Origin of the sequence: Stutzerimonas stutzeri, from assembly GCF_024448985.1 — a bacterium.
Classification (GTDB): domain Bacteria; phylum Pseudomonadota; class Gammaproteobacteria; order Pseudomonadales; family Pseudomonadaceae; genus Stutzerimonas; species Stutzerimonas stutzeri_AP.
In genome coordinates this window covers 482,725-500,416 of sequence record NZ_JAMOII010000001.1, presented here as the reverse complement: position 1 = coordinate 500,416, position 17,692 = coordinate 482,725, and the positions used below count along the sequence as shown (strand labels likewise).

General features: G+C 61.3%; 16 protein-coding genes. 4 read left to right on the top strand and 12 right to left on the bottom strand.

Annotated features, from left to right (window positions below):
* Positions 1–16 precede the first annotated feature (16 nt).
* The 8 genes from NA647_RS02390 to fliE all read right to left on the bottom strand — a co-directional run bounded on the left by NA647_RS02390 (position 17) and on the right by fliE (position 7,908).
* The gene (locus NA647_RS02390) at positions 17–1,723 is read right to left on the bottom strand and encodes an ATP-binding SpoIIE family protein phosphatase (protein ID WP_256056235.1); all 1,707 of its coding nucleotides are present in this window, start codon (positions 1,721–1,723) and stop codon (positions 17–19) included.
* Positions 1,723–2,028 carry an STAS domain-containing protein gene (locus NA647_RS02385; RefSeq protein ID WP_181100843.1) on the bottom strand — a complete coding sequence of 102 codons (306 nt, stop codon included), beginning with the start codon at positions 2,026–2,028 and terminating at the stop codon, positions 1,723–1,725. The genes NA647_RS02390 and NA647_RS02385 overlap by 1 nt, the downstream gene beginning before the upstream one ends.
* Positions 2,029–2,173: 145 nt before the next feature.
* Positions 2,174–2,626 (bottom strand): flagellar export protein FliJ, encoded by a 453-nt coding sequence (gene fliJ, locus NA647_RS02380; protein WP_256056234.1) that lies wholly within the window; start codon positions 2,624–2,626, stop codon positions 2,174–2,176.
* Positions 2,627–2,629: 3 nt separating this feature from the next.
* Positions 2,630–3,988 (bottom strand): flagellar protein export ATPase FliI, encoded by a 1,359-nt coding sequence (gene fliI, locus NA647_RS02375; protein WP_256056233.1) that lies wholly within the window; start codon positions 3,986–3,988, stop codon positions 2,630–2,632.
* On the bottom strand, positions 3,978–4,754 hold the full coding sequence (fliH, locus tag NA647_RS02370) for a flagellar assembly protein FliH (protein ID WP_256056232.1): 777 nt from the start codon (positions 4,752–4,754) through the stop codon (positions 3,978–3,980). The genes fliI and fliH overlap by 11 nt, the downstream gene beginning before the upstream one ends.
* A 15-nt stretch (positions 4,755–4,769) precedes the next feature.
* Positions 4,770–5,786, bottom strand: a complete 1,017-nt coding sequence (gene fliG, locus NA647_RS02365) for a flagellar motor switch protein FliG (RefSeq protein ID WP_131650088.1) — start codon at positions 5,784–5,786, stop codon at positions 4,770–4,772.
* Positions 5,779–7,563 carry a flagellar basal-body MS-ring/collar protein FliF gene (gene fliF, locus NA647_RS02360; protein ID WP_256056231.1) on the bottom strand — a complete coding sequence of 595 codons (1,785 nt, stop codon included), beginning with the start codon at positions 7,561–7,563 and terminating at the stop codon, positions 5,779–5,781. Before fliF ends, fliG begins: the two co-directional genes overlap by 8 nt.
* A 15-nt stretch (positions 7,564–7,578) precedes the next feature.
* Entirely contained in the window at positions 7,579–7,908 is a 330-nt protein-coding gene (gene fliE / locus NA647_RS02355) for a flagellar hook-basal body complex protein FliE (protein WP_256056230.1), read from the bottom strand.
* A gap of 273 nt (positions 7,909–8,181) precedes the next feature.
* On the opposite strand from fliE, the gene NA647_RS02350 reads away from it, so the two are divergent.
* A complete protein-coding gene (locus tag NA647_RS02350; protein ID WP_256056229.1) occupies positions 8,182–9,369 on the top strand; it encodes a benzoate/H(+) symporter BenE family transporter in 1,188 nt (395 codons plus the stop codon).
* A 416-nt stretch (positions 9,370–9,785) separates the two neighbouring features.
* Here NA647_RS02350 and NA647_RS02345 read toward each other — a convergent pair whose 3' ends face one another.
* Entirely contained in the window at positions 9,786–10,547 is a 762-nt protein-coding gene (locus NA647_RS02345; protein WP_256056228.1) for an SDR family oxidoreductase, read from the bottom strand.
* Between the two features lie 213 nt (positions 10,548–10,760).
* Here NA647_RS02345 and NA647_RS02340 point away from each other — a divergent pair, with 213 nt between their 5' ends.
* Complete coding sequence (locus tag NA647_RS02340) at positions 10,761–11,765, top strand: NADP-dependent oxidoreductase (protein ID WP_256056227.1); 1,005 nt, start codon at positions 10,761–10,763, stop codon at positions 11,763–11,765.
* A 38-nt stretch (positions 11,766–11,803) separates the two neighbouring features.
* Here NA647_RS02340 and pyrF read toward each other — a convergent pair whose 3' ends face one another.
* A complete protein-coding gene (pyrF, locus tag NA647_RS02335) occupies positions 11,804–12,499 on the bottom strand; it encodes an orotidine-5'-phosphate decarboxylase (RefSeq protein WP_256056225.1) in 696 nt (231 codons plus the stop codon).
* A 159-nt stretch (positions 12,500–12,658) separates the two neighbouring features.
* Here pyrF and NA647_RS02330 point away from each other — a divergent pair, with 159 nt between their 5' ends.
* A complete protein-coding gene (locus tag NA647_RS02330; protein ID WP_131650080.1) occupies positions 12,659–12,826 on the top strand; it encodes a DUF2897 family protein in 168 nt (55 codons plus the stop codon).
* A 247-nt stretch (positions 12,827–13,073) separates the two neighbouring features.
* Positions 13,074–15,536 (top strand): bifunctional diguanylate cyclase/phosphodiesterase, encoded by a 2,463-nt coding sequence (locus NA647_RS02325; protein WP_336604944.1) that lies wholly within the window; start codon positions 13,074–13,076, stop codon positions 15,534–15,536.
* A gap of 14 nt (positions 15,537–15,550) precedes the next feature.
* Here the strand turns inward: NA647_RS02325 and NA647_RS02320 are convergent, their stop codons facing one another.
* Together NA647_RS02320 and NA647_RS02315 are read right to left on the bottom strand one after the other, a co-directional pair.
* Positions 15,551–16,063: a hypothetical protein gene (locus NA647_RS02320; protein WP_256056224.1), complete on the bottom strand. Its 513-nt coding sequence runs from the start codon at positions 16,061–16,063 to the stop codon at positions 15,551–15,553.
* Between the two features lie 122 nt (positions 16,064–16,185).
* Complete coding sequence (locus NA647_RS02315) at positions 16,186–17,628, bottom strand: PLP-dependent aminotransferase family protein (RefSeq protein WP_256056223.1); 1,443 nt, start codon at positions 17,626–17,628, stop codon at positions 16,186–16,188.
* Positions 17,629–17,692 lie beyond the last annotated feature (64 nt).

The following is a 17,692-nucleotide window of genomic DNA, read 5'->3' as shown; positions in this document are numbered from 1 at the left end:
GCTGGAAAGCAGCGAATTATGCATGAGCGGCCCAATGGAACTCGACATTCAGAACCTTGCCGTCCGGCTCCCAGTAGAAGCATTCACTCATCTGACGAATCATCCGCAGCCCTCGGCCGCCCAGACATCCGGCACAGTACTGCTGGTCCAGCGCTCGCTGCACATCGAATCCCGGTCCGCTGTCGCGCACTGCAATGCGCAGATAGCCTCGGGTCTCTTCGGACTTGACGCTCAGCTCGATGGACACCGAGCCTTCGGTCAGCTCACCCAGCCGCCGCTGGCGTTCCTGATAGTAGTTGGCAAAACCATCGGCGTCGCACTTCATGGACGAATCGAGCAGCAGCACGCCATGCTCCAGCGCATTGGCATAAAGCTCGGTCAGCACCGTGTAAATCGTGCCGGCACGGTGACGCAGGGGTGATATCTGCAACAGCAGCTGCATGGTCATTGGCAGCGGGTTGTACTCGCGCAAGCTGCTGGGGCGCAGTTCGAAACTGGCGGACCAATCCCTCGCACGCAACTCTGGCGCGCCGAGTGGGAAAACAGCCGGCGATTGCGCCGCAACGGCATCCTCCGCCTCGATCATGTTCACTTCGACGAGGCTCAGGTCGTCAAGTATTTGACCGTGGAAATCATGCAGCGCGGCCTGAATTTCATCCAACAAGGCCGAGGGCTCGGTGTTGGCATCCATGACCGCCAACAGCCGCTGCTCGCCGAACAATTCATCATCGGCGCTGGTGCTCTCCAGCACACCATCGGACATCAGCAGCAGACGATCACCGATCGTCAGCGGCAAGGTCTCGAAACTGTCATCGAATTGGAGCGCATCGAGTACGCCAAGCGGCAAATGCCTGGAGCGCAGCGGCAGCCGCTCGCCCTCCGCTGCCCTGAGCAGATAACCATCCGGCAGCCCGCCGTTCCAGACGCGCAACATGCCCTGCTTGAGGTTGATATCCAGCAAGGCGGCACAACAGAACATTTCCACCGGCAGGATCAGCTTCAACTTGGCGTTGAGCTCGCACAGAATTTCGCCACTGGAATAGCCCTTGGCGGTCATCCCGTAAAAGGTCTCGGCCAGCGGCATGGCACCGATGGCGGCCGGTAGACCATGTCCGGTGAAGTCGCCCAGCAACACGAACATCCTGCCGGCAGGCGCATGCGCCGCGAGCAGCAGGTCGCCATTGAAGAGCGCGCGCGGAGACTGTCGGTAACGGATATTGGGTGCGCTCAGGCAACCGGCATGCGCCACCTTGTCGAAGATCGCCTTGGCGGCGCGTTGCTCGTCGAGCAATTGCTGATTGCGTCGCGCGATGAGATCGCGCTGCTCCAGCACCGTCGCCTGCAGCCTGCGCAGGCGGTGCATGGCCTGGATCTTCGCTTCGAGGATGACCGGGTTGTAGGGCTTGGCGAGAAAATCGTCGCCCCCCGCTTCGAGGCAGCGCACCAGCGCTTCATGCTCGGTAAGCGAAGTGAGGAAGATGATCGGCACCAGCTCGTTGCCGGCCAGCTGTTTGATCTGCCGCGCAGCCTCGAAGCCGTCCATCACGGGCATCAGCGCGTCCATCAGTACCAGTTGTGGCCGTTCGCTCTCGAACAGTCGGACCGCTTCGGCACCGTTGGACGCCGTAGTTACACGATGCCCCTGACGACCGACGATGGCGGCCAGCAGCATACGATCGGCCGCGCCATCCTCGGCGATGAGTATGGAAAGCCGGCGAGGCATCACGCTATCGCGAACAGTTGTTCGAAATTGGATACCGAAAGGACCTTTCGCACATCTGGGTTGCAGTTGATCAGGCGGATATCGGCCTTATCGCTGCCGGCGTGATCGCGCAGCAGCAGCAACATCCCGAGGGCCGAACTGTCGAGGTAGGTCGCACCAGCGAGGTCGATCACGTAGCGTTTGGGCGTGCAATCAGCACGCTGATAGGCATCGCGGAATGCTTGATGAGCGTTGAAATCGAAGCGCCCCTGGATGGTAATCGTCAGCTCCTGTCCATCTGCCGATAGCTGTGAACTGATGGTCATGTAGCACTCCTGATCCAAGCGGAAACGTGGCAGCCGTGTTTTTGCCGGACGAACGAGGCGCATCCGTCGGCGCCTTTTAGGGCTGGCCGTACTGCAGAAAACAAACTGATGAAGATTTAGCACCCAAACCCCGGCACAGCAAGCGTCAATGCTGTCTGGGTCGACTTGCCAGCCGCTGCGAGAATTCGTCGAGCAGCTTTTGCTCGCGCTTGTCGGCCGCCGTTCTCGCCTCCTGAATATAGCGATCGACCAGTTTGCGCAGCCCATCGAGCCGCGCACGTCGCTGCTGCCACTGCTCGCGGAGCTTGTCGAGATTGTTGCGATGCCAGTCGACACTGCGCTGTTGCTGGGCAATCGCCGATTCGAGCTGTGAAAGGAACCGCTGATAATTGACCAGCCATTGCCCGGATACGCCCTGGCTACCCTGGCTCATCCATTGCTGTTGGTAGTCGCTGAAATACTGGCGCAGTTCGCCTAACTTCGCTTCGGCCTGGGACAGCTGGGTCTGCCCATGGCCGAATTGCCCCGCGGCGTCGCGCTCGGCCCGTTCGGCCATGTCGATCACGGGCGCCAGCCGCGCGGCACGACTCGTCGCCAAGATTTAGCCTGCGGCCTTGGGATTGAAGACGTTGACCAGGGCTGCCTCACTCTGCGCCAGAGGTTCGGCCTCATCCAGGCCCTGCCGGAGATAGCGGACCATCTCCGCCTGCCGCGCGATGGCCAGGTCGGTTTCCGGATCGCCGCCCGGTACGTACGCGCCCACGCTGATCAGATCGCGGCTCTGCTGATAGCGCGACCACAATTGCTTGAACCGCTGCGAACTGCGCACATGTTCGGCGCTGACCACTTGCGGCATTACCCGGCTGATGGAGGCTTCGATGTCAATCGCCGGGTAATGGCCCTCTTCGGCCAGCCGCCGCGACAACACGATATGGCCATCGAGCACGCCCCGCGCGGAGTCGGCGATGGGGTCCTGCTGGTCATCACCCTCGGACAGCACGGTATAGAACGCCGTGATCGAACCGCCGCCGGCCTCGGCGTTCCCGGCGCGCTCCACCAGACTCGGCAGTTTGGCGAACACCGAGGGCGGGTAACCCTTGGTCGCTGGAGGCTCGCCGATAGCCAGCGCGATTTCCCGTTGGGCCTGGGCGAAGCGGGTCAGCGAATCCATCAGCAGCAGGACGTTCTTGCCCTTGTCGCGGAAATATTCGGCGATGCGCGTGCAATACATGGCCGCGCGCAGGCGCATCAGCGGCGCGTCATCCGCTGGCGAAGCGACGACCACGGAGCGCTTGATGCTTTCTTCGGTGAGGATGTTCTCGATGAATTCCTTGACCTCGCGGCCCCGTTCGCCGATCAGGCCGACGACGATGATGTCGGCCTCGGTGAAGCGGGTCATCATGCCCAGCAGCACAGATTTACCGACACCGGTACCGGCGAACAAGCCAAGGCGTTGCCCACGCCCGACCGTCAAAAGGCCATTGATACAGCGGATGCCGACATCCAGCGGCTCGCTGATCGGGTGGCGCTTGAGCGGGTTGATCACCGGGCCGTCCATCGGCACCCAGTCCTCGGCCTTCATCCCGCCCTTGCCATCCAATGCGCGACCGGCGCCATCGAGCACGCGCCCCAGCATCGAAGTGCCCATCGGCAGGCGTCCGGTATTGGCCAGCGGCACGACACGCGCACCAGGCGCGATGCCGGCCAGGCTGCCAACCGGCATCAGATAGAGTTTGCCGGCGGAAAAGCCCATGACCTCGGCTTCGACCTGGGTCGGATGGTAGCTGTCATCGTTGATCACCAGACAGCGGCTGCCAACAGCGGCACGCAGGCCTTCGGCCTCCAGCGTCAGGCCGACCATACGCAACAGCCGACCCTCGAGGATCGGCTGGCTGGGTAGCTTGATCGCTTCGCTGTAGGTCTCGAAGCGTTTGGCGAAACTGGTTCGTTCAAGGCGCATCTGAACTGTCCAGATCCAGGTGCAGATCCGCTTCGGGCGGGCTGGTGGCGTTTTCCCGCTGCTGCTCGAACAGCTGCTTGATCGCCTGGCTCAGCCGCGTTTCGACGCTGGCATCGATGCGGCTCTGCTCGGTTTCGATCCGGCAACCACCGGGCAACAGATCGCTGTCTTCGACGATCCGCCAGGTTTCCTCGTGGCGCTCGCGCAGCGCCTTGACCAGCTCGAAGTCCTGCGGATTGATGTGGATACGCACGTTGCTGGCGCCCATCGGCAGCAGCTTCAGCGCATCGCGAAGCACTTGGCGAATCTGGCTGGAATCGATCAGCAGGTCGCGCTGAATCACCTCACGCGTCAGCTGACAAATCAGCGTGACCATGGCGTGTTCGAGGTTGCGATCCTGATCGGCGATGGGCTCGAGCAATTGCGCCATTACCTGCTCTAGGCTGGCGAGTTTGGGCGCCAACGCCGCGTCGGCTTCCTGCCGGGCCTTGAGTTGTCCGGCATGAAAGCCGTCCTTCTCGCCCGTGCTGAAGCCCTCGTTGTAGGCCTCCTGGCGAATCGCTTCAAGTTCGTCGAGCGTCAGCGGTTTGACTTCCTCGACCGGGACGTCCTCACTGTGCGACAGGTCCTGGTCCGCACCCGATTCCTCGAGCGCCTCCGGCTCCGCCGGTTCACTGCCTAGCGGATCGAAGCTCGGCAAGGCCCAGCGATCGAAGAGGTTGACGTCCTTCGCGCGGATCACATCGCTGGGATTTTCCTTGGACATACGGCTCGCTTAGACCTAGATCATTTCTTCGCCGCCCTTGCCGCCGAGAACGATTTCCCCGGCTTCGGCCATGCGGCGGGCAATGGTGAGAATTTCCTTCTGGGCGCCCTCGACTTCGCTGATGCGCACCGGCCCCTTGGCCTCCAGGTCGTCGCGCAGCAGTTCGCCCGCGCGCTTGGACATGTTCTTGAAGATCTTCTCCTTGATCGCTTCGTCTGCGCCCTTGAGCGCCATGACCAGCACATCGGAGGATACTTCACGCATGAGCGCCTGGATGCCCCGGTCATCGACATCCGCCAGGTTGTCGAAGACGAACATCAGGTCTTCGATCTGCGACGACAGATCTTCGTCTACATCGCGGATGGCGTCCATCAGCTGGCCTTCGACCGAGCTGTCGAGGTAGTTCATGATGTCCGCCGCGCGCTTGACGCCGCCCAGCGTCGCGCGGGTGGTGTTGGAGTTGCCGGAGAACTGCTTCTCCAGAATCAGATTGAGCTCCTTCAGCGCCGCCGGCTGGACAGTGTTGAGCGACGACACGCGCAGGACGATATCGAGCCGCACCTTGTGATCGAAATGCGACAGCACCTCGCCCGCCTGATCGGGGTCAAGATAAGCCACCACGATCGCCTGGATCTGCGGGTGCTCGTAGCGGATCACGTCGGCGACCGCGCGCGGTTCCATCCACTTCAGGCTGTCCAGGCCACTGGTGTTGCCGCCCAGCAGAATGCGATCGATCAGGCCGCCCGCCTTGTCCTCGCCCAACGCCTGGGTGAGCATCTTGCGGATGTAACCGTCGGAGCCGACGCCCAGGCTGGTCTGGTCGCCAACGATCTCGACGAACTCACCCATCACCTGTTCTATCTGGTTTTTCTGGACGTTGCGCAATTGCGCCATGGCGGTGCCGACCTTCTGTACCTCTTTAGGACCGAGATGGCGCAGAACCTGCGCGGCATCGGCTTCACCCAGAGAGAGCAACAGAATCGCGGCTTTATCGACCTTGTTCAGCTTGGCTGGAACTCGAGCATCACTCATCTTCGTTGATCCACTCTTTGACGACCTGAGCCACCCGGCCCGGATCCTCTGCTACCAGATTCTTGATGGCATTCAGTTGCGCATCGTACCCCTCGGTCGGGCTCGGCAGCATGATGCTCTGCGGCCCGCTCAGGCTGACCCGATCATTGCTCAGCGCACCATCCAGACCGTCCATGTCAGCCAGTTCGCCGTCACTACCGACAGGCTGAAGCTCCTTGCCCTTTCCAGCATTGGTCAGGTTGTTCAGTACGGGCCGCAGCACACCGAACACCAGCACCAGGATGAACAGTACTCCAAGCACTTGCTTGACGATGTCCCAGAACCACGGCTGCGAGTAGAACGGGACGTCGATGAAGGTCTCTTCGAGCGAGTCGGCAGCGAAGGGTGCGTTGATCACGCTTACGCTGTCGCCACGGCTGGCATCGAATCCAACAGCGTCCTGCACCAGGCGAGTGAAGCGCGCCAATTCTTCGGCGGTCCGCGGCACGCGAGTAGCCTGCCCTTCAGCAGTGACCATTACTTGGTCGTCGAGTACCACCGCAACCGACAGGCGGCGCAGGCGACCTTGCTGCTGCTTGGTGTAACTGATGGACCGGTCCAGCTCGTAGTTGCGGGTCGCTTGCTCGCGCTTGTCCGCCGGATACGGCGCCAGCATCGGCTGGCCGGTCGCCGGGTCCATGATCTGCTGACCATTGGCGTCCAGCAGAGGTTGCCCTGGAGCCACCGCACCTGCTGCGGCCTGTCCGGCCATGGCATTTTCCGGCGCGGTGGCAGGGCCCGGCGGTTGATTGCTCAGTGCTCCCGGAACGCCTTGCGGTCCGACGCTGCTCTGGCGCTGTTCGGTGACGCTCTGCTCGCTGCGCAGCGCCGGTTGGTCCGGGTTGAAGGTTTCGGACGTCGACTCGACGGCACTGAAATCGACATCGGCAGACACTTCGGCCTTGTAGCGACCGCTGCCCAGCACCGGTTGCAGAATGTTGTGCACGCGCTGGGTGTAGAGGCTTTCCATCCGACGGCTGTAGTCGAACTGCTTGCCGGCCATGCTCAGCTCGGTCAGCCCCTGCTGGTCGGACAGCAGGTTGCCCTTCTGATCCACCACGGTAATTTGCGACTTGGTCAGCTCTGGCACGCTGGTAGCGACGAGGTTGATGATGGCCATCACCTGACTCGGTTCGAGGTTGCGGCCCGGATAGAGTTCGACCAGCACGGAAGCGCTCGGCTTGCGCTCGTCGCGCACGAATACCGAACTCTTCGGAATCGCCAGGTGCACGCGCGCCGCTTTAACGTTGTTCAGGCTGGAGACGGTGCGAGCCAGCTCGCCTTCCAGACCACGACGGTAGCGTGTGGCTTCCATGAACTGGCTGGTACCGAGGCCCTGTTCTTTGTCGAGAATCTCGAAGCCGATATTGCTATCGGTCGGTGCAACGCCAGCGCTAGCGAGCTTCAGCCGCGCGCGGGCGAGATCGTCAGCCTTGACCAGCAAGGCGCCGGAGTTGGGCTCGACGGTGTAGGCAATGTCGGCGGCAGCGAGGGTTTCCATCACCTGGTTGGCATCCATCCCGGCGAGGCTACCGAGCAACGGACGGTAGTCCGGCTGCTGCGACCAGAGCACCACGGCAAAACCAATGGCGACGCTCGCAGCCAGCCCGACCAACAGGCCGATCTGCCGCAACATCGACATGTCGGAAAGGTTTTCCAAGAACGACAGGCCAAGCAGCGGCTTCTTCGGAGCATCCGAATCGACCGGTACCGGAACCTTGCTAAGCACTTCAGCCATTATTCAAACCCTTCCTTAAACCGGCATCTGCATGATGTCTTGATACGCCTGGACCAGCTTGTTACGCACCTGAGTCATCGCCTGAAAGGAAACACTGGCTTTCTGCGACGCGATCATGACCTCAGTCAGATCGATCCCGCCCTGCCCCATCTCGAAAGCAGTGGCCAGCTGGCTGGAGGCTTGCTGGGTTTCGTTCACTTTATTGACGGCTTGGCCGAGCATGTCGGAAAAGCTCGGAGCGCCAACCTCAGGGGCAGCGGTCACGGGCTTGGAGCGCGCCATTGCATCGGTCTGCATGGCCCGCATTTCCAGCATCAAGCGATTGAATTCGATACCCTGACTCATCATTCCTCCAACAGCCGCGTTTTTGACGCTTCGCAGCAAGTACAGAGGTAATAGCAACATCGGTGCCAGCTTGGGCAGCTGCAAGCTGCAAGCGAACCAGTGAAGCATCGACCCCATGCTCGTTAAGCTATTTTCTTGCAGCTTGTGGCTTACAGCTTGCGGCTGCTTTTATCGGCTTGTATCTGTAACGCCGATCGTCCTGCCGGCTGTACGGTGACGCGCATCACCGAGGCCCATAGGCTAGGCAATTCATGCATTTCAACAGGAGCAACCATGCCGGACGCTGCCCGCACGCTACCGCGCCCATTCGCCGACAGTTCGGCTTCAACCGTCGTGGCGGGATTCATCGCCATGCTTACCGGCTATACCAGTTCGCTGGTCCTGATGTTCCAGGCCGGGCAGGCAGCAGGGCTCAGCGGGGCGGAGATCTCCTCGTGGATCTGGGCGCTGTCGATCGGGATGGCGATATGCAGCGTCGGTCTGTCGCTGCGCTATCGCACGCCAGTGGTCGTCGCCTGGTCGACACCCGGCGCGGCGCTGTTGATCAGCAGCCTGCCCGGCGTTCCCTATAGCGAGGCGATTGGTGCCTTCATCTTTGCGTCGATGCTGATCGCGCTGTGTGGGCTCACCGGCAGCTTCGAACGGCTGATGCGCAAGGTACCCGCCTCGCTCGCAGCGGCGTTGCTAGCCGGCGTGCTGTTCAACATAGGCAGCGAAATCTTCCGCGCCGTGAACGTTCAGCCTGCGCTGGTGCTGAGCATGTTCTTCAGTTACCTCCTGGCCAAACGTCTGGTGCCGCGCTACGCCGTGCTCTCGGCGCTGATCGTCGGCTGCGCGCTCGCCGGCGTGCTGGGCCTGCTGGACTTCAGCGATCTGAGCCTGGAAATCGCGGTACCGGTGTGGACCACGCCGACACTGTCCTTCGCGGCCATTTTCAGCATCGGCATACCGCTGTTCGTGATCGCCATGGCATCGCAGAACATGCCGGGGCTAGCCGTGCTGCGTGCCGAGGGTTATCAGGTGCCGGCCTCGCCGCTGATTTCGGTGACGGGTATCGCGTCGGTCCTGCTCGCCCCGTTCGGCTCGCATGGTGTCCATCTAGCGGCCATCACCATGGCGATCTGCAGCGGACCGGAAGCGCACCCAGAGCCGTCACGGCGCTACACAGCGGCTGTCTGGTGCGGTGTGTTTTACGGGATTGCCGGAACGTTCGGCGCTACGCTGGCGGCGCTGTTCGCGGCGTTCCCGGCAGCCCTTGTCCTGTCGATCGCGGCGCTGGCGTTGCTCGGCTCGATCGGCAGTGGTCTGGCTCAGGCCATGCAGACGCCCCACGAGCGCGAGGCGGCGCTGATTACCTTCATGGTCACCGCGTCGGGGCTGACGCTGTTCGGCATTGGCTCGGCGCTGTGGGGGTTGATTGCGGGGGGGCTGACGTTGGTGATTCTTAACAAACGGGCCTGAGGTGTTGAGATTGAATTTGATGATTAAGACTCGACTCGAACTCGCCTTGGCTTCGATTTTTTAAGTACGAACCACAGGCAACACCAAACGCCCCGTCAGGAGGGTGAGCGCAATCGCTGCGTAAGGGGTGAGCGGCATGGATGCCGCGAAAGGCTTAAAGGGCCATGGATGGCCCTTGTAAGCCGGCCCCTGGAGCAGCGATGGAGCGAACGGACCCGGAGCGAAGCGCAGGGCCGGATGCAGGGGCAAGCGTTTTTGGTTACTTTTTTCGCGACTGAAAAAAGTGACTCGCCCAGCAGGGCGAAACCAAGCCATCAAGCAACTCGTTAAACGCCTGAACCTTCATTCATCCAAGCACAGGGTGCTCGCCAGCCCAGCATCAATAGCCCACATCATCTACCCCGGATACCAACAACCTAGATAGCCGTCGCCCCACCATCCACCGCCAACGCATGGCCAGTAGTGAACGCCGCACCATCGCTGCAGAGATAAAGTACCGCCGCAGCAATTTCCTCAACCTTGCCAACCCGCCCAACCGGATGCATCGCCGCCGCGAATTCCGCCTTGCGCGGGTCCGCCTCGTAGGCACGACGGAACATATCGGTATCGATCACCGCCGGGCAGACCGCGTTGACCCTGATCTGCTTCTTCGCATACTCGATCGCCGCCGATTTCGTCAGTCCGATGACCGCATGCTTAGAGGCCGCGTAGATACTCATCTTAGGCGCCGCGCCCAGTCCGGCGACCGATGCGGTGTTGACGATGGCACCACCTCCCTGCGCCAACATCACCGGCAGCTGGTGCTTCATGCACAACCAGACGCCCTTGACGTTGACGCCCATGATGGCGTCGAACTCGGCTTCGCTGCCTTCAGCCAGGCGGCCCTTCTCGATCTCGATCCCGGCGTTGTTGAAGGCATAGTCGATGCGCCCGAAGATCGTGACTGCCTGCTCGACCATCGCCTTGACCTGCTCGTCGCGAGTGACATCGCACTGCACGAATACCGCCTCGCCGCCTGCTTCGCGAATGGCTTCGGCGCATGCCGCACCGCCGACCTCATCCAAATCCGCCACCACTACCTTCAGCCCCTGCTCGGCGAACGCCAGCGCCGTCGCGCGGCCAATGCCTGCCGCACCCCCGGTTACCAAAGCGACCTGCCCGGAAAATGACATGCTCATGCTAGATACCTTGCTCGATTGAAATAAAGTGCCGAGTCCAAAAGTGACTGCAAGCCAAACGCGGGTCATGGTTATACCGCCATCCGAGATACGGGTTAAGCGCTCAAGGGCGATATCACTCGGGCGGATGCCGCTGCATTCCAAGATTCCCGCCTTGCTTGCGCGGCCGGCCTCGGCGGGCTAAACCAAGGTTTTGCATAGACCGAGGTTTACATGGACACGACCAATCGCCAGTTCCTCTTGGCCAAGCGCCCGATCGGCGCCCCAACCCGCGACACCTTCGAATTCGTTGAAAAGCCAGTGAGCGAGCCCGGCGCGAACCAAATTCTAGTCAAGGTGGAATACCTGTCGCTGGACCCGGCCATGCGCGGCTGGATGAACGATGCCAAATCCTATATTCCGCCGGTCGGCATCGGTGAAGTGATGCGCGCGCTTGGCGTGGGCAAGGTGATCGCCTCGCAGCATCCAGATTTCGCCGAAGGCGATTACGTCAATGGCGCGCTGGGCGTGCAGGACTACTTCCTGGGCGAGCCGAAAGGTTTCTACAAGGTCGATCCGGAACAGGCACCGCTGCCGCGCTACTTGTCGGCGCTGGGCATGACTGGCATGACCGCTTACTTCGGCCTGCTGGCGGTGGGCGAACCGAAAGCCGGCGAGACCGTGGTGCTGTCCGGTGCCGCCGGTGCGGTGGGCAGCGTGGCCGGGCAGATCGCGAAGATAAAAGGTTGTCACGTGGTTGGCATCGCTGGCGGCGCCGATAAGTGCCGCTTCCTTACCGAGGAGCTCGGTTTCGATGCCGCCATCGACTACAAGAGTGAAGACGTCGCCGCTGGCCTGAAACGCACCTGCCCGAAGGGCGTCGACGTATTCTTCGACAACGTTGGCGGCAATATTCTCGACGCGGTGCTGACGCGTATCACCGTTGGCGCCCGCATCGTGATTTGCGGCGCCATCAGCCAGTACAACAACAAGGAAGCGGTCAAGGGACCAGCCAACTACCTGTCCTTGCTGGTCAACCGTGCGCGCATGCAGGGCATGGTGGTGATGGACTACGTGTCGCGTTATCCCGAGGCTATGCAGGACATGGCGGGCTGGATGCAGAGCGGTGAGCTGAAGAGCAAGGAAGACATCGTCGAGGGTCTGGAAACCTTCCCCGACACCCTGATGAAGCTTTTCACCGGCGGCAACTTCGGCAAGCTGGTACTGAAAGTCAGCTAAGCCGTATGGGCTGGCCGCGCTAGGCGGCCAGCTCATCGTCACGCCAGCTCGGCGACCACCGCGGCCAGCGCCTGGGCCGGATCGGCTGCCTGCGCAATAGGACGGCCGATCACCAGATAGTCGGAGCCGGCTGCCATCGCCTCGGCGGGGGTCAGAATGCGTCGCTGATCGTCCGCCGCGCTGCCAGCGGGACGAATCCCAGGCGTTACCAGCTGCAACCCGGCAAATCGCGCCTTGAGCGGCTGCGCTTCCTGAGCCGAACATACCAGCCCGTCCAACCCGGCCTCCGCCGCCAAACCAGCCAGACGCAACACCTGCTGCTGCGGTGCCAGATCGAGGCCGATGTCGGCGAGGTCCGCCTGTTCCATGCTGGTTAGTACCGTGACGCCAATCAGCAACGGCGCACGCCCCTTCGTCTTATCGAGGGTTTCGCGGCAAGCCGCCATCATCCGCAGGCCACCCGAACAGTGCACATTGACCATCCACACGCCCAGCTCCGCCGCCGCCTTGACTGCCATCGCCGTGGTGTTGGGGATGTCATGGAATTTCAGATCGAGAAACACCTCGAATCCTTGTGTCTGCAGCGCTTCGACTATTTGTGGACCACAACGGGTGAACAGCTCCTTGCCGACCTTGACGCGACAAAGCGCCGGATCGAGTTGGCCGGCCAGCGCCAGCGCAGCATCACGGGACGGAAAATCGAGCGCAACGATGATGGGAGTCTGGCAAGTCATGGCGATTCCTCGGCAAATTTTCGGCGCGCATTGTCGCAGAAAAAACATCGTCCAGGCGCCGCGAGCGGACCGCCTTCGGTGCGCAGTTCATACACACAATGGCGCAGCTACGGTTCGTGACGTAAGGTGAAATGAACCTCGTAGTCTCAGGAGTAGAACATGCCTTGGTATATCTGGTTATTGCTGGCCCTGGTGCTCGGTACGATCGTTGGCGGGCTGTTGATGCTGCGCGCCGGCGCCCGCAAGATCCCGCTCACCGAAGAGCAGAAACAACGAATTGCCCAACGCAACGCCGAAGCGGATGCCGAAGACGCGCGAAACAGGTAGCGCCTGCTCGACAGCCAACCGCCGGTCATGTCCCACCCGACCCATCACGCCGACTGGCCCGGCAGTCAAAGGGGGCTTTAGGCCTTCATCCAAGTAATCCGTCTGCCTCCTTTGAAGGAAGCATCGATGGCATCAGTTTTCTCTTCGTTCGGAGCCGGCGGCCCGAAGGCGCAGGTCGCTTTCCCGACGGATTCTGCCCGGCATCGCCTGCCTGCTGGCCACAGCCCTGCTAGCCGCAGCAATCGCGGTGATACACATCGCCCGCACCATCGATCACGACGCCCTGGCTCTGGAACATTTTCTCGCTGGCAAAGCATTCGAGGCGCAGATGAATGGCATGTCCCGCCATGTCGCCGACAATGGATTCTGGGGCGACGCCTACGCCAACCTGAGCAAAGAGGTCAATCTGAACTGGGCCTACGAGCAGGCAAACCTCGGCCCTTCGCTGTACGACGATTTCGGCTATGAGGCGGTGTTGGTGATCGACGCCAGCGGTGAAACGACCTATTCGGTCATTCGCGGAGAGCTGGTGCGGATCGATGCGCGCGCCTGGCTAGGCAACGGACTCGACGCGTTGCTCGCCCAGGCCCGCGAAGCGCTGGAACAGGAAGAGACCGCCGTTGGCATGCTATCGGCGGAAGGCCACCCGGCCATGGTGGCTGCCGCCGTGATGACATCCGGCGATAGCGACGTCGAGGAGATGGACGATCCCGCCTCGATCCTGGTTTTCGCCGATGTGTTGGAGCCAAACAGATTGCTCGACTTGGGTCAGGCTTATGCGATCAACGGCCTGCGCCTGAACGGCAAAACCGCCCGGAGCAAGGATGAAGTGCTTGCCCTGCGGACGCTTGATGGATCGCCCCTGTCATTTACGTGGACGCTATCCCGGCCTGGCCGGTATCTGCTGTGGATGACCCTGCCGGTGATCGCGGCGGTCACCCTTGGCCTTGGTCTGCTTGCCTGGTTGCTGCTGCGTCAGGCGATGAAAACCGTACGGATGATGGACGCCAACTACGAGCGCCTTGCAAGAAGCCGTAGCGCACTGGCCGCCAGCGAAGAGCGCTTCCGCGACGTAGCGGAAGCTGCATCGGACTGGATCTGGGAAACCGACCAGAACGCCCGTCTGACGTATCTTTCCCGGCGTTTCGAGGAGATTACCGGCCACGATCCGGCCGCCTGGATTGGCCGACCCTTGATCGACCTTCTGATCACTGATCACGCGGCGCTGCAGGATTGGCTGGCCGCTCCGCACAAGACACCATTGCGCTGCAGTTACCAGGCGGCGAATGCCTGCGAGCGCCACTGCCGGCTATCCGCCCGTGGGATCTACCGAAACGACGAGCTGTTGGGCTACCGAGGCACCGCCAGTGATGTCACCGAGGAAACCCGGGCTCAGGCACGCGTTCAGTACCTTTCGCAGCACGACGCACTGACCGGCCTGCCCAATCGAAACCACTTGCGCGACTATCTGGATACTAAACTCGCTTCGCTCACCAGCGCATCCCGACTGACCGTCCTGTACATCGATCTGGACCGCTTCAAACCGGTGAACGACACATTGGGCCATAGCGCTGGTGACGAAGTACTGACCGGCGTATCCAGCCGCCTGACGCAGTGCATCAGGGCAGACGACCTGGTCGCGCGCCTGGGCGGCGACGAGTTCGTCATGGTGATGAGTCGCCTGCAGCACAACGAAGACATCGAGCAGCTTTGCGCGCGCGTCGTCGATGCGATCAGCGAACCCTTTTTCTATGAACGTACACAAATCCATATCGGTGCCAGCATCGGTATCGCGATAGCACCTACCGATGCGACGCAAGCCAATGAGCTGCTGCGCTGTGCGGATATCGCGTTGTATCAGGCCAAGGCGGGTGGCCGAGGAACCTGGCGGTTCTACGGAAGCGAGATGGATAAACGATTGCTGGAGCGACGCCGACAGGAAGACGAACTTCGCCAGGCGATTTCCGAAGATCAGTTCGAGGTTCATTACCAACCTAGGTATTTCGGCGACGGCATGCGCATCATCGGCGCCGAGGCCCTGCTGCGCTGGAGGCATCCCGCTCACGGCCTGCTGCTGCCCGAGCATTTCATTCCGCTGGCCGAAGAAACCGGGCTGATAGATCCGCTTGGTGAATGGGTGCTGCGTCAGGCCTGCATCGAAGCGGCGAGCTGGACAGGCGACATCATGGTTTCAGTCAACCTGTCGCCCTTACAGTTACGCAACGAAGAGCTGGTTGAGGTGGTGCAAGCGGCGCTGGAGCAGAGCGGGCTTGCGGCCAATCGCCTCGAACTCGAAGTAACCGAAACAGCGCTGCTCCAGGAAAGCCAGCGCACACTGGCAGTGCTCAGCGAGCTGAAAGCACTTGGCGTAAGGCTTGCCATGGATGACTTCGGTACTGGCTATTCCTCGCTCAGCAACCTGCGCAACTACCCGTTCGACACCATCAAGATCGATGGCAGCTTCGTTTCCGGCATGGAGCACTCCATCGAGGATCATTCCATCGTCAAGGCGCTCATCGAACTCGGGCATGGCTTGCGCATGCGCGTCACGGCCGAAGGCGTTGAAACCTCGGAACAATTGAAACGACTTCTCGCCAATGGGTGCAGCGAAATGCAGGGTTTCTACATGAGCCATCCGCTCATGACCACGGACTTCCGTGCCCTGCTGAGCGGCGTTGAGACCGAGCCCCTAGGTCGGAACCCTGCGTAACGGTGCCCGACCGGTCAGCGCTTGAGCTCGAAATTGATCTGGGCCCCGTCGATCAGCGCGTCGTCGCGTTCCAGCCCCGGCAACAGACTGCCGCTCATTTGCACCGAGCGTGAGTCCTCGCCTGGTTCGAACAATGGCGGCAGTAGCTTCAAGGCCTCTGCGTCCTGGGCAGGTTCGAGCTCCTCGGCCCAATCCTCGGGAAGACTCAAATCCAGCTCCGGCTCGGGCAACTCGATCTGCTCGACCGCGACCTTTTTCTTCGGCGCGGCCGAAACGGGCTTCGATTCGGCTGCCGGCACGACTCGCTCGGATGGCAACTCTTCGGGATCTCCCGCAGTAACAGGCTCGAGTTCGATCTCGATTTTCGGTGGGGTATCAGTTTCTCGTTGCACGGGCGCGGTTGCGGCGCTCCGATCGACCGAAGGCTGGACCTCAGGCGCAGCCGGCGGACCAGGCTGGGACGGTAGATCGTCTCCATCGCAGGCGCCCAGAAAAAGCAGCGCAAGCAGCAAACTCGACCATTTCATCTGCCAACGTCCTCCTTCCAGACGATGTGAAAACCACGGCACTCGACCAACCGATTTATCGCAGTTAAACACGCGTGCACGACAGCTCACCGGTTTGCCGTGCCTTGCTCTAGGTTCCCGCCCTACCCGTTCGGTTCATTGACCTGCCGACATAGCTCCCCTGCCAGCTCGCCAAGGGTCTTCAATGCCCGCTCCGCTTCGGTCGTCAACGGCAATGCGCAATTGAGCCTCACACAGTGATTGAACTGCTCGGTGTTACTGAAAATAAGGCCGGGCGCGATGCTGATTCCGCGCCTTAGAGCCTGCTGATGCAATTCCTTGGCATTGACCCGAGCCGGCAGGCTGACCCAAAGGATGAACCCCCCGGTTGGCCGCGTCATTTGCGTGCCCTCTGGAAAGTAACGCTGCACCGCCAACTGAACGGCACTCAGGTTCTTACGATACTCATGGCGGATGTATCGCAGATGGCGATCGTACCCACCGTTTTCCAGATACGCCGAAACCGCCATCTGTGTGACGCTGCAGGCCGAATGCGTGCTGAACGTCTGCAGGCGCTGTATTTCTTCTCGATAACGACCGGGAACGATCCAGCCGATGCGCACACCTGGCGAGATCGTCTTGGAGAAGCTTGAGCAGTAGATCACTCGCCCCTCTCGATCATTGGATTTGAGCGCCTTGATCGATCCCGCATCAAACAGCAGCTCGCCGTAGATATCGTCCTCAACGATTTGGATGTCGAAACTCGCTGCCAGTTTCAGCAATTGCTTCTGCCGCGCGTCGGGTACGCTGCCTCCCAGCGGATTGCTCAGGCGCGCCGTCAAGACTAGGGCTTTGATTGGCCATTGGCTGGCGGCCAGCTGCAGCGCTTCCAGGCTGAGACCGGTATCTGGATCGCAGGGAATTTCGATGACCTTGAGCCCGAGCAGGTCGGCTAACTGCAGCAAACCGTAATAGCTGGGCGACTCGGCGGCGATCAGGTCGCCCGGTTTGGTCAGCACCCGCAACGACATCTGCAGCGCGTCGACACAACCGTGGGTGATCACCACTTCGTCCGGCCCGACGACCACGCCGGCGTCGCGCATGCGAATAGCCACTTGCCGGCGCAACGGCTCGTAACCAGGGCTGAACATATAGCTGAACGCCCGCTGGCTCTGAAAGCGAGTGACCTTGGCGAGCTGTTGATGCAGGGCGCGAGCCGGCAAGTAGTCCACGTGAGGCACGGCGGCGCCCAGCGGAATAAGCCCGTCGCGGCGTGATTCGCTGAGAACCTGATTGATGATGCTGCTGCGCGTGACCAGAGTTGGCCGCTCGACCTGCGCGATGTCCGGTGTGGGTGCGGTCAGCGCCGGCGTGTGGTGAACGTAGAAGCCTGATTGCGGACGCGCCCGGATCATTCCCTGATCTTCAAGATTGGCATAGGCCTGCAGGACCGTCGCATGGCTGACATTCAGCTGCATGCTCATCTTGCGCACCGAGGGCACGCGCTCGCCCGGGCGATAGACACCGCGCCGAATGTCTTCGGCAAGCTGATGCGCGATGCGCTGATAAAGCAACAGATTGGTCATTTCGTCCGGCTCCGGCAACTGAACCATAACAGTAGTACAACACTGTTATGCGAAACCAATACAG

Bases quoted from the DNA above. Each gene is read 5' to 3' on its own strand.
- NA647_RS02390 (WP_256056235.1), bottom strand. From the start codon at position 1,723: ATGCCTCGCCGGCTTTCCATACTCATCGCCGAGGATGGCGCGGCCGAT.
- NA647_RS02385 (WP_181100843.1), bottom strand. From the start codon at position 2,028: ATGACCATCAGTTCACAGCTATCGGCAGATGGACAGGAGCTGACGATT.
- fliI (WP_256056233.1), bottom strand. From the start codon at position 3,988: ATGCGCCTTGAACGAACCAGTTTCGCCAAACGCTTCGAGACCTACAGC.
- fliH (WP_256056232.1), bottom strand. From the start codon at position 4,754: ATGTCCAAGGAAAATCCCAGCGATGTGATCCGCGCGAAGGACGTCAAC.
- fliG (WP_131650088.1), bottom strand. From the start codon at position 5,786: ATGAGTGATGCTCGAGTTCCAGCCAAGCTGAACAAGGTCGATAAAGCC.
- fliF (WP_256056231.1), bottom strand. From the start codon at position 7,563: ATGGCTGAAGTGCTTAGCAAGGTTCCGGTACCGGTCGATTCGGATGCT.
- fliE (WP_256056230.1), bottom strand. From the start codon at position 7,908: ATGAGTCAGGGTATCGAATTCAATCGCTTGATGCTGGAAATGCGGGCC.
- NA647_RS02350 (WP_256056229.1), top strand. From the start codon at position 8,182: ATGCCGGACGCTGCCCGCACGCTACCGCGCCCATTCGCCGACAGTTCG.
- NA647_RS02345 (WP_256056228.1), bottom strand. From the start codon at position 10,547: ATGAGCATGTCATTTTCCGGGCAGGTCGCTTTGGTAACCGGGGGTGCG.
- NA647_RS02340 (WP_256056227.1), top strand. From the start codon at position 10,761: ATGGACACGACCAATCGCCAGTTCCTCTTGGCCAAGCGCCCGATCGGC.
- pyrF (WP_256056225.1), bottom strand. From the start codon at position 12,499: ATGACTTGCCAGACTCCCATCATCGTTGCGCTCGATTTTCCGTCCCGT.
- NA647_RS02330 (WP_131650080.1), top strand. From the start codon at position 12,659: ATGCCTTGGTATATCTGGTTATTGCTGGCCCTGGTGCTCGGTACGATC.
- NA647_RS02320 (WP_256056224.1), bottom strand. From the start codon at position 16,063: ATGAAATGGTCGAGTTTGCTGCTTGCGCTGCTTTTTCTGGGCGCCTGC.
- NA647_RS02315 (WP_256056223.1), bottom strand. From the start codon at position 17,628: ATGACCAATCTGTTGCTTTATCAGCGCATCGCGCATCAGCTTGCCGAA.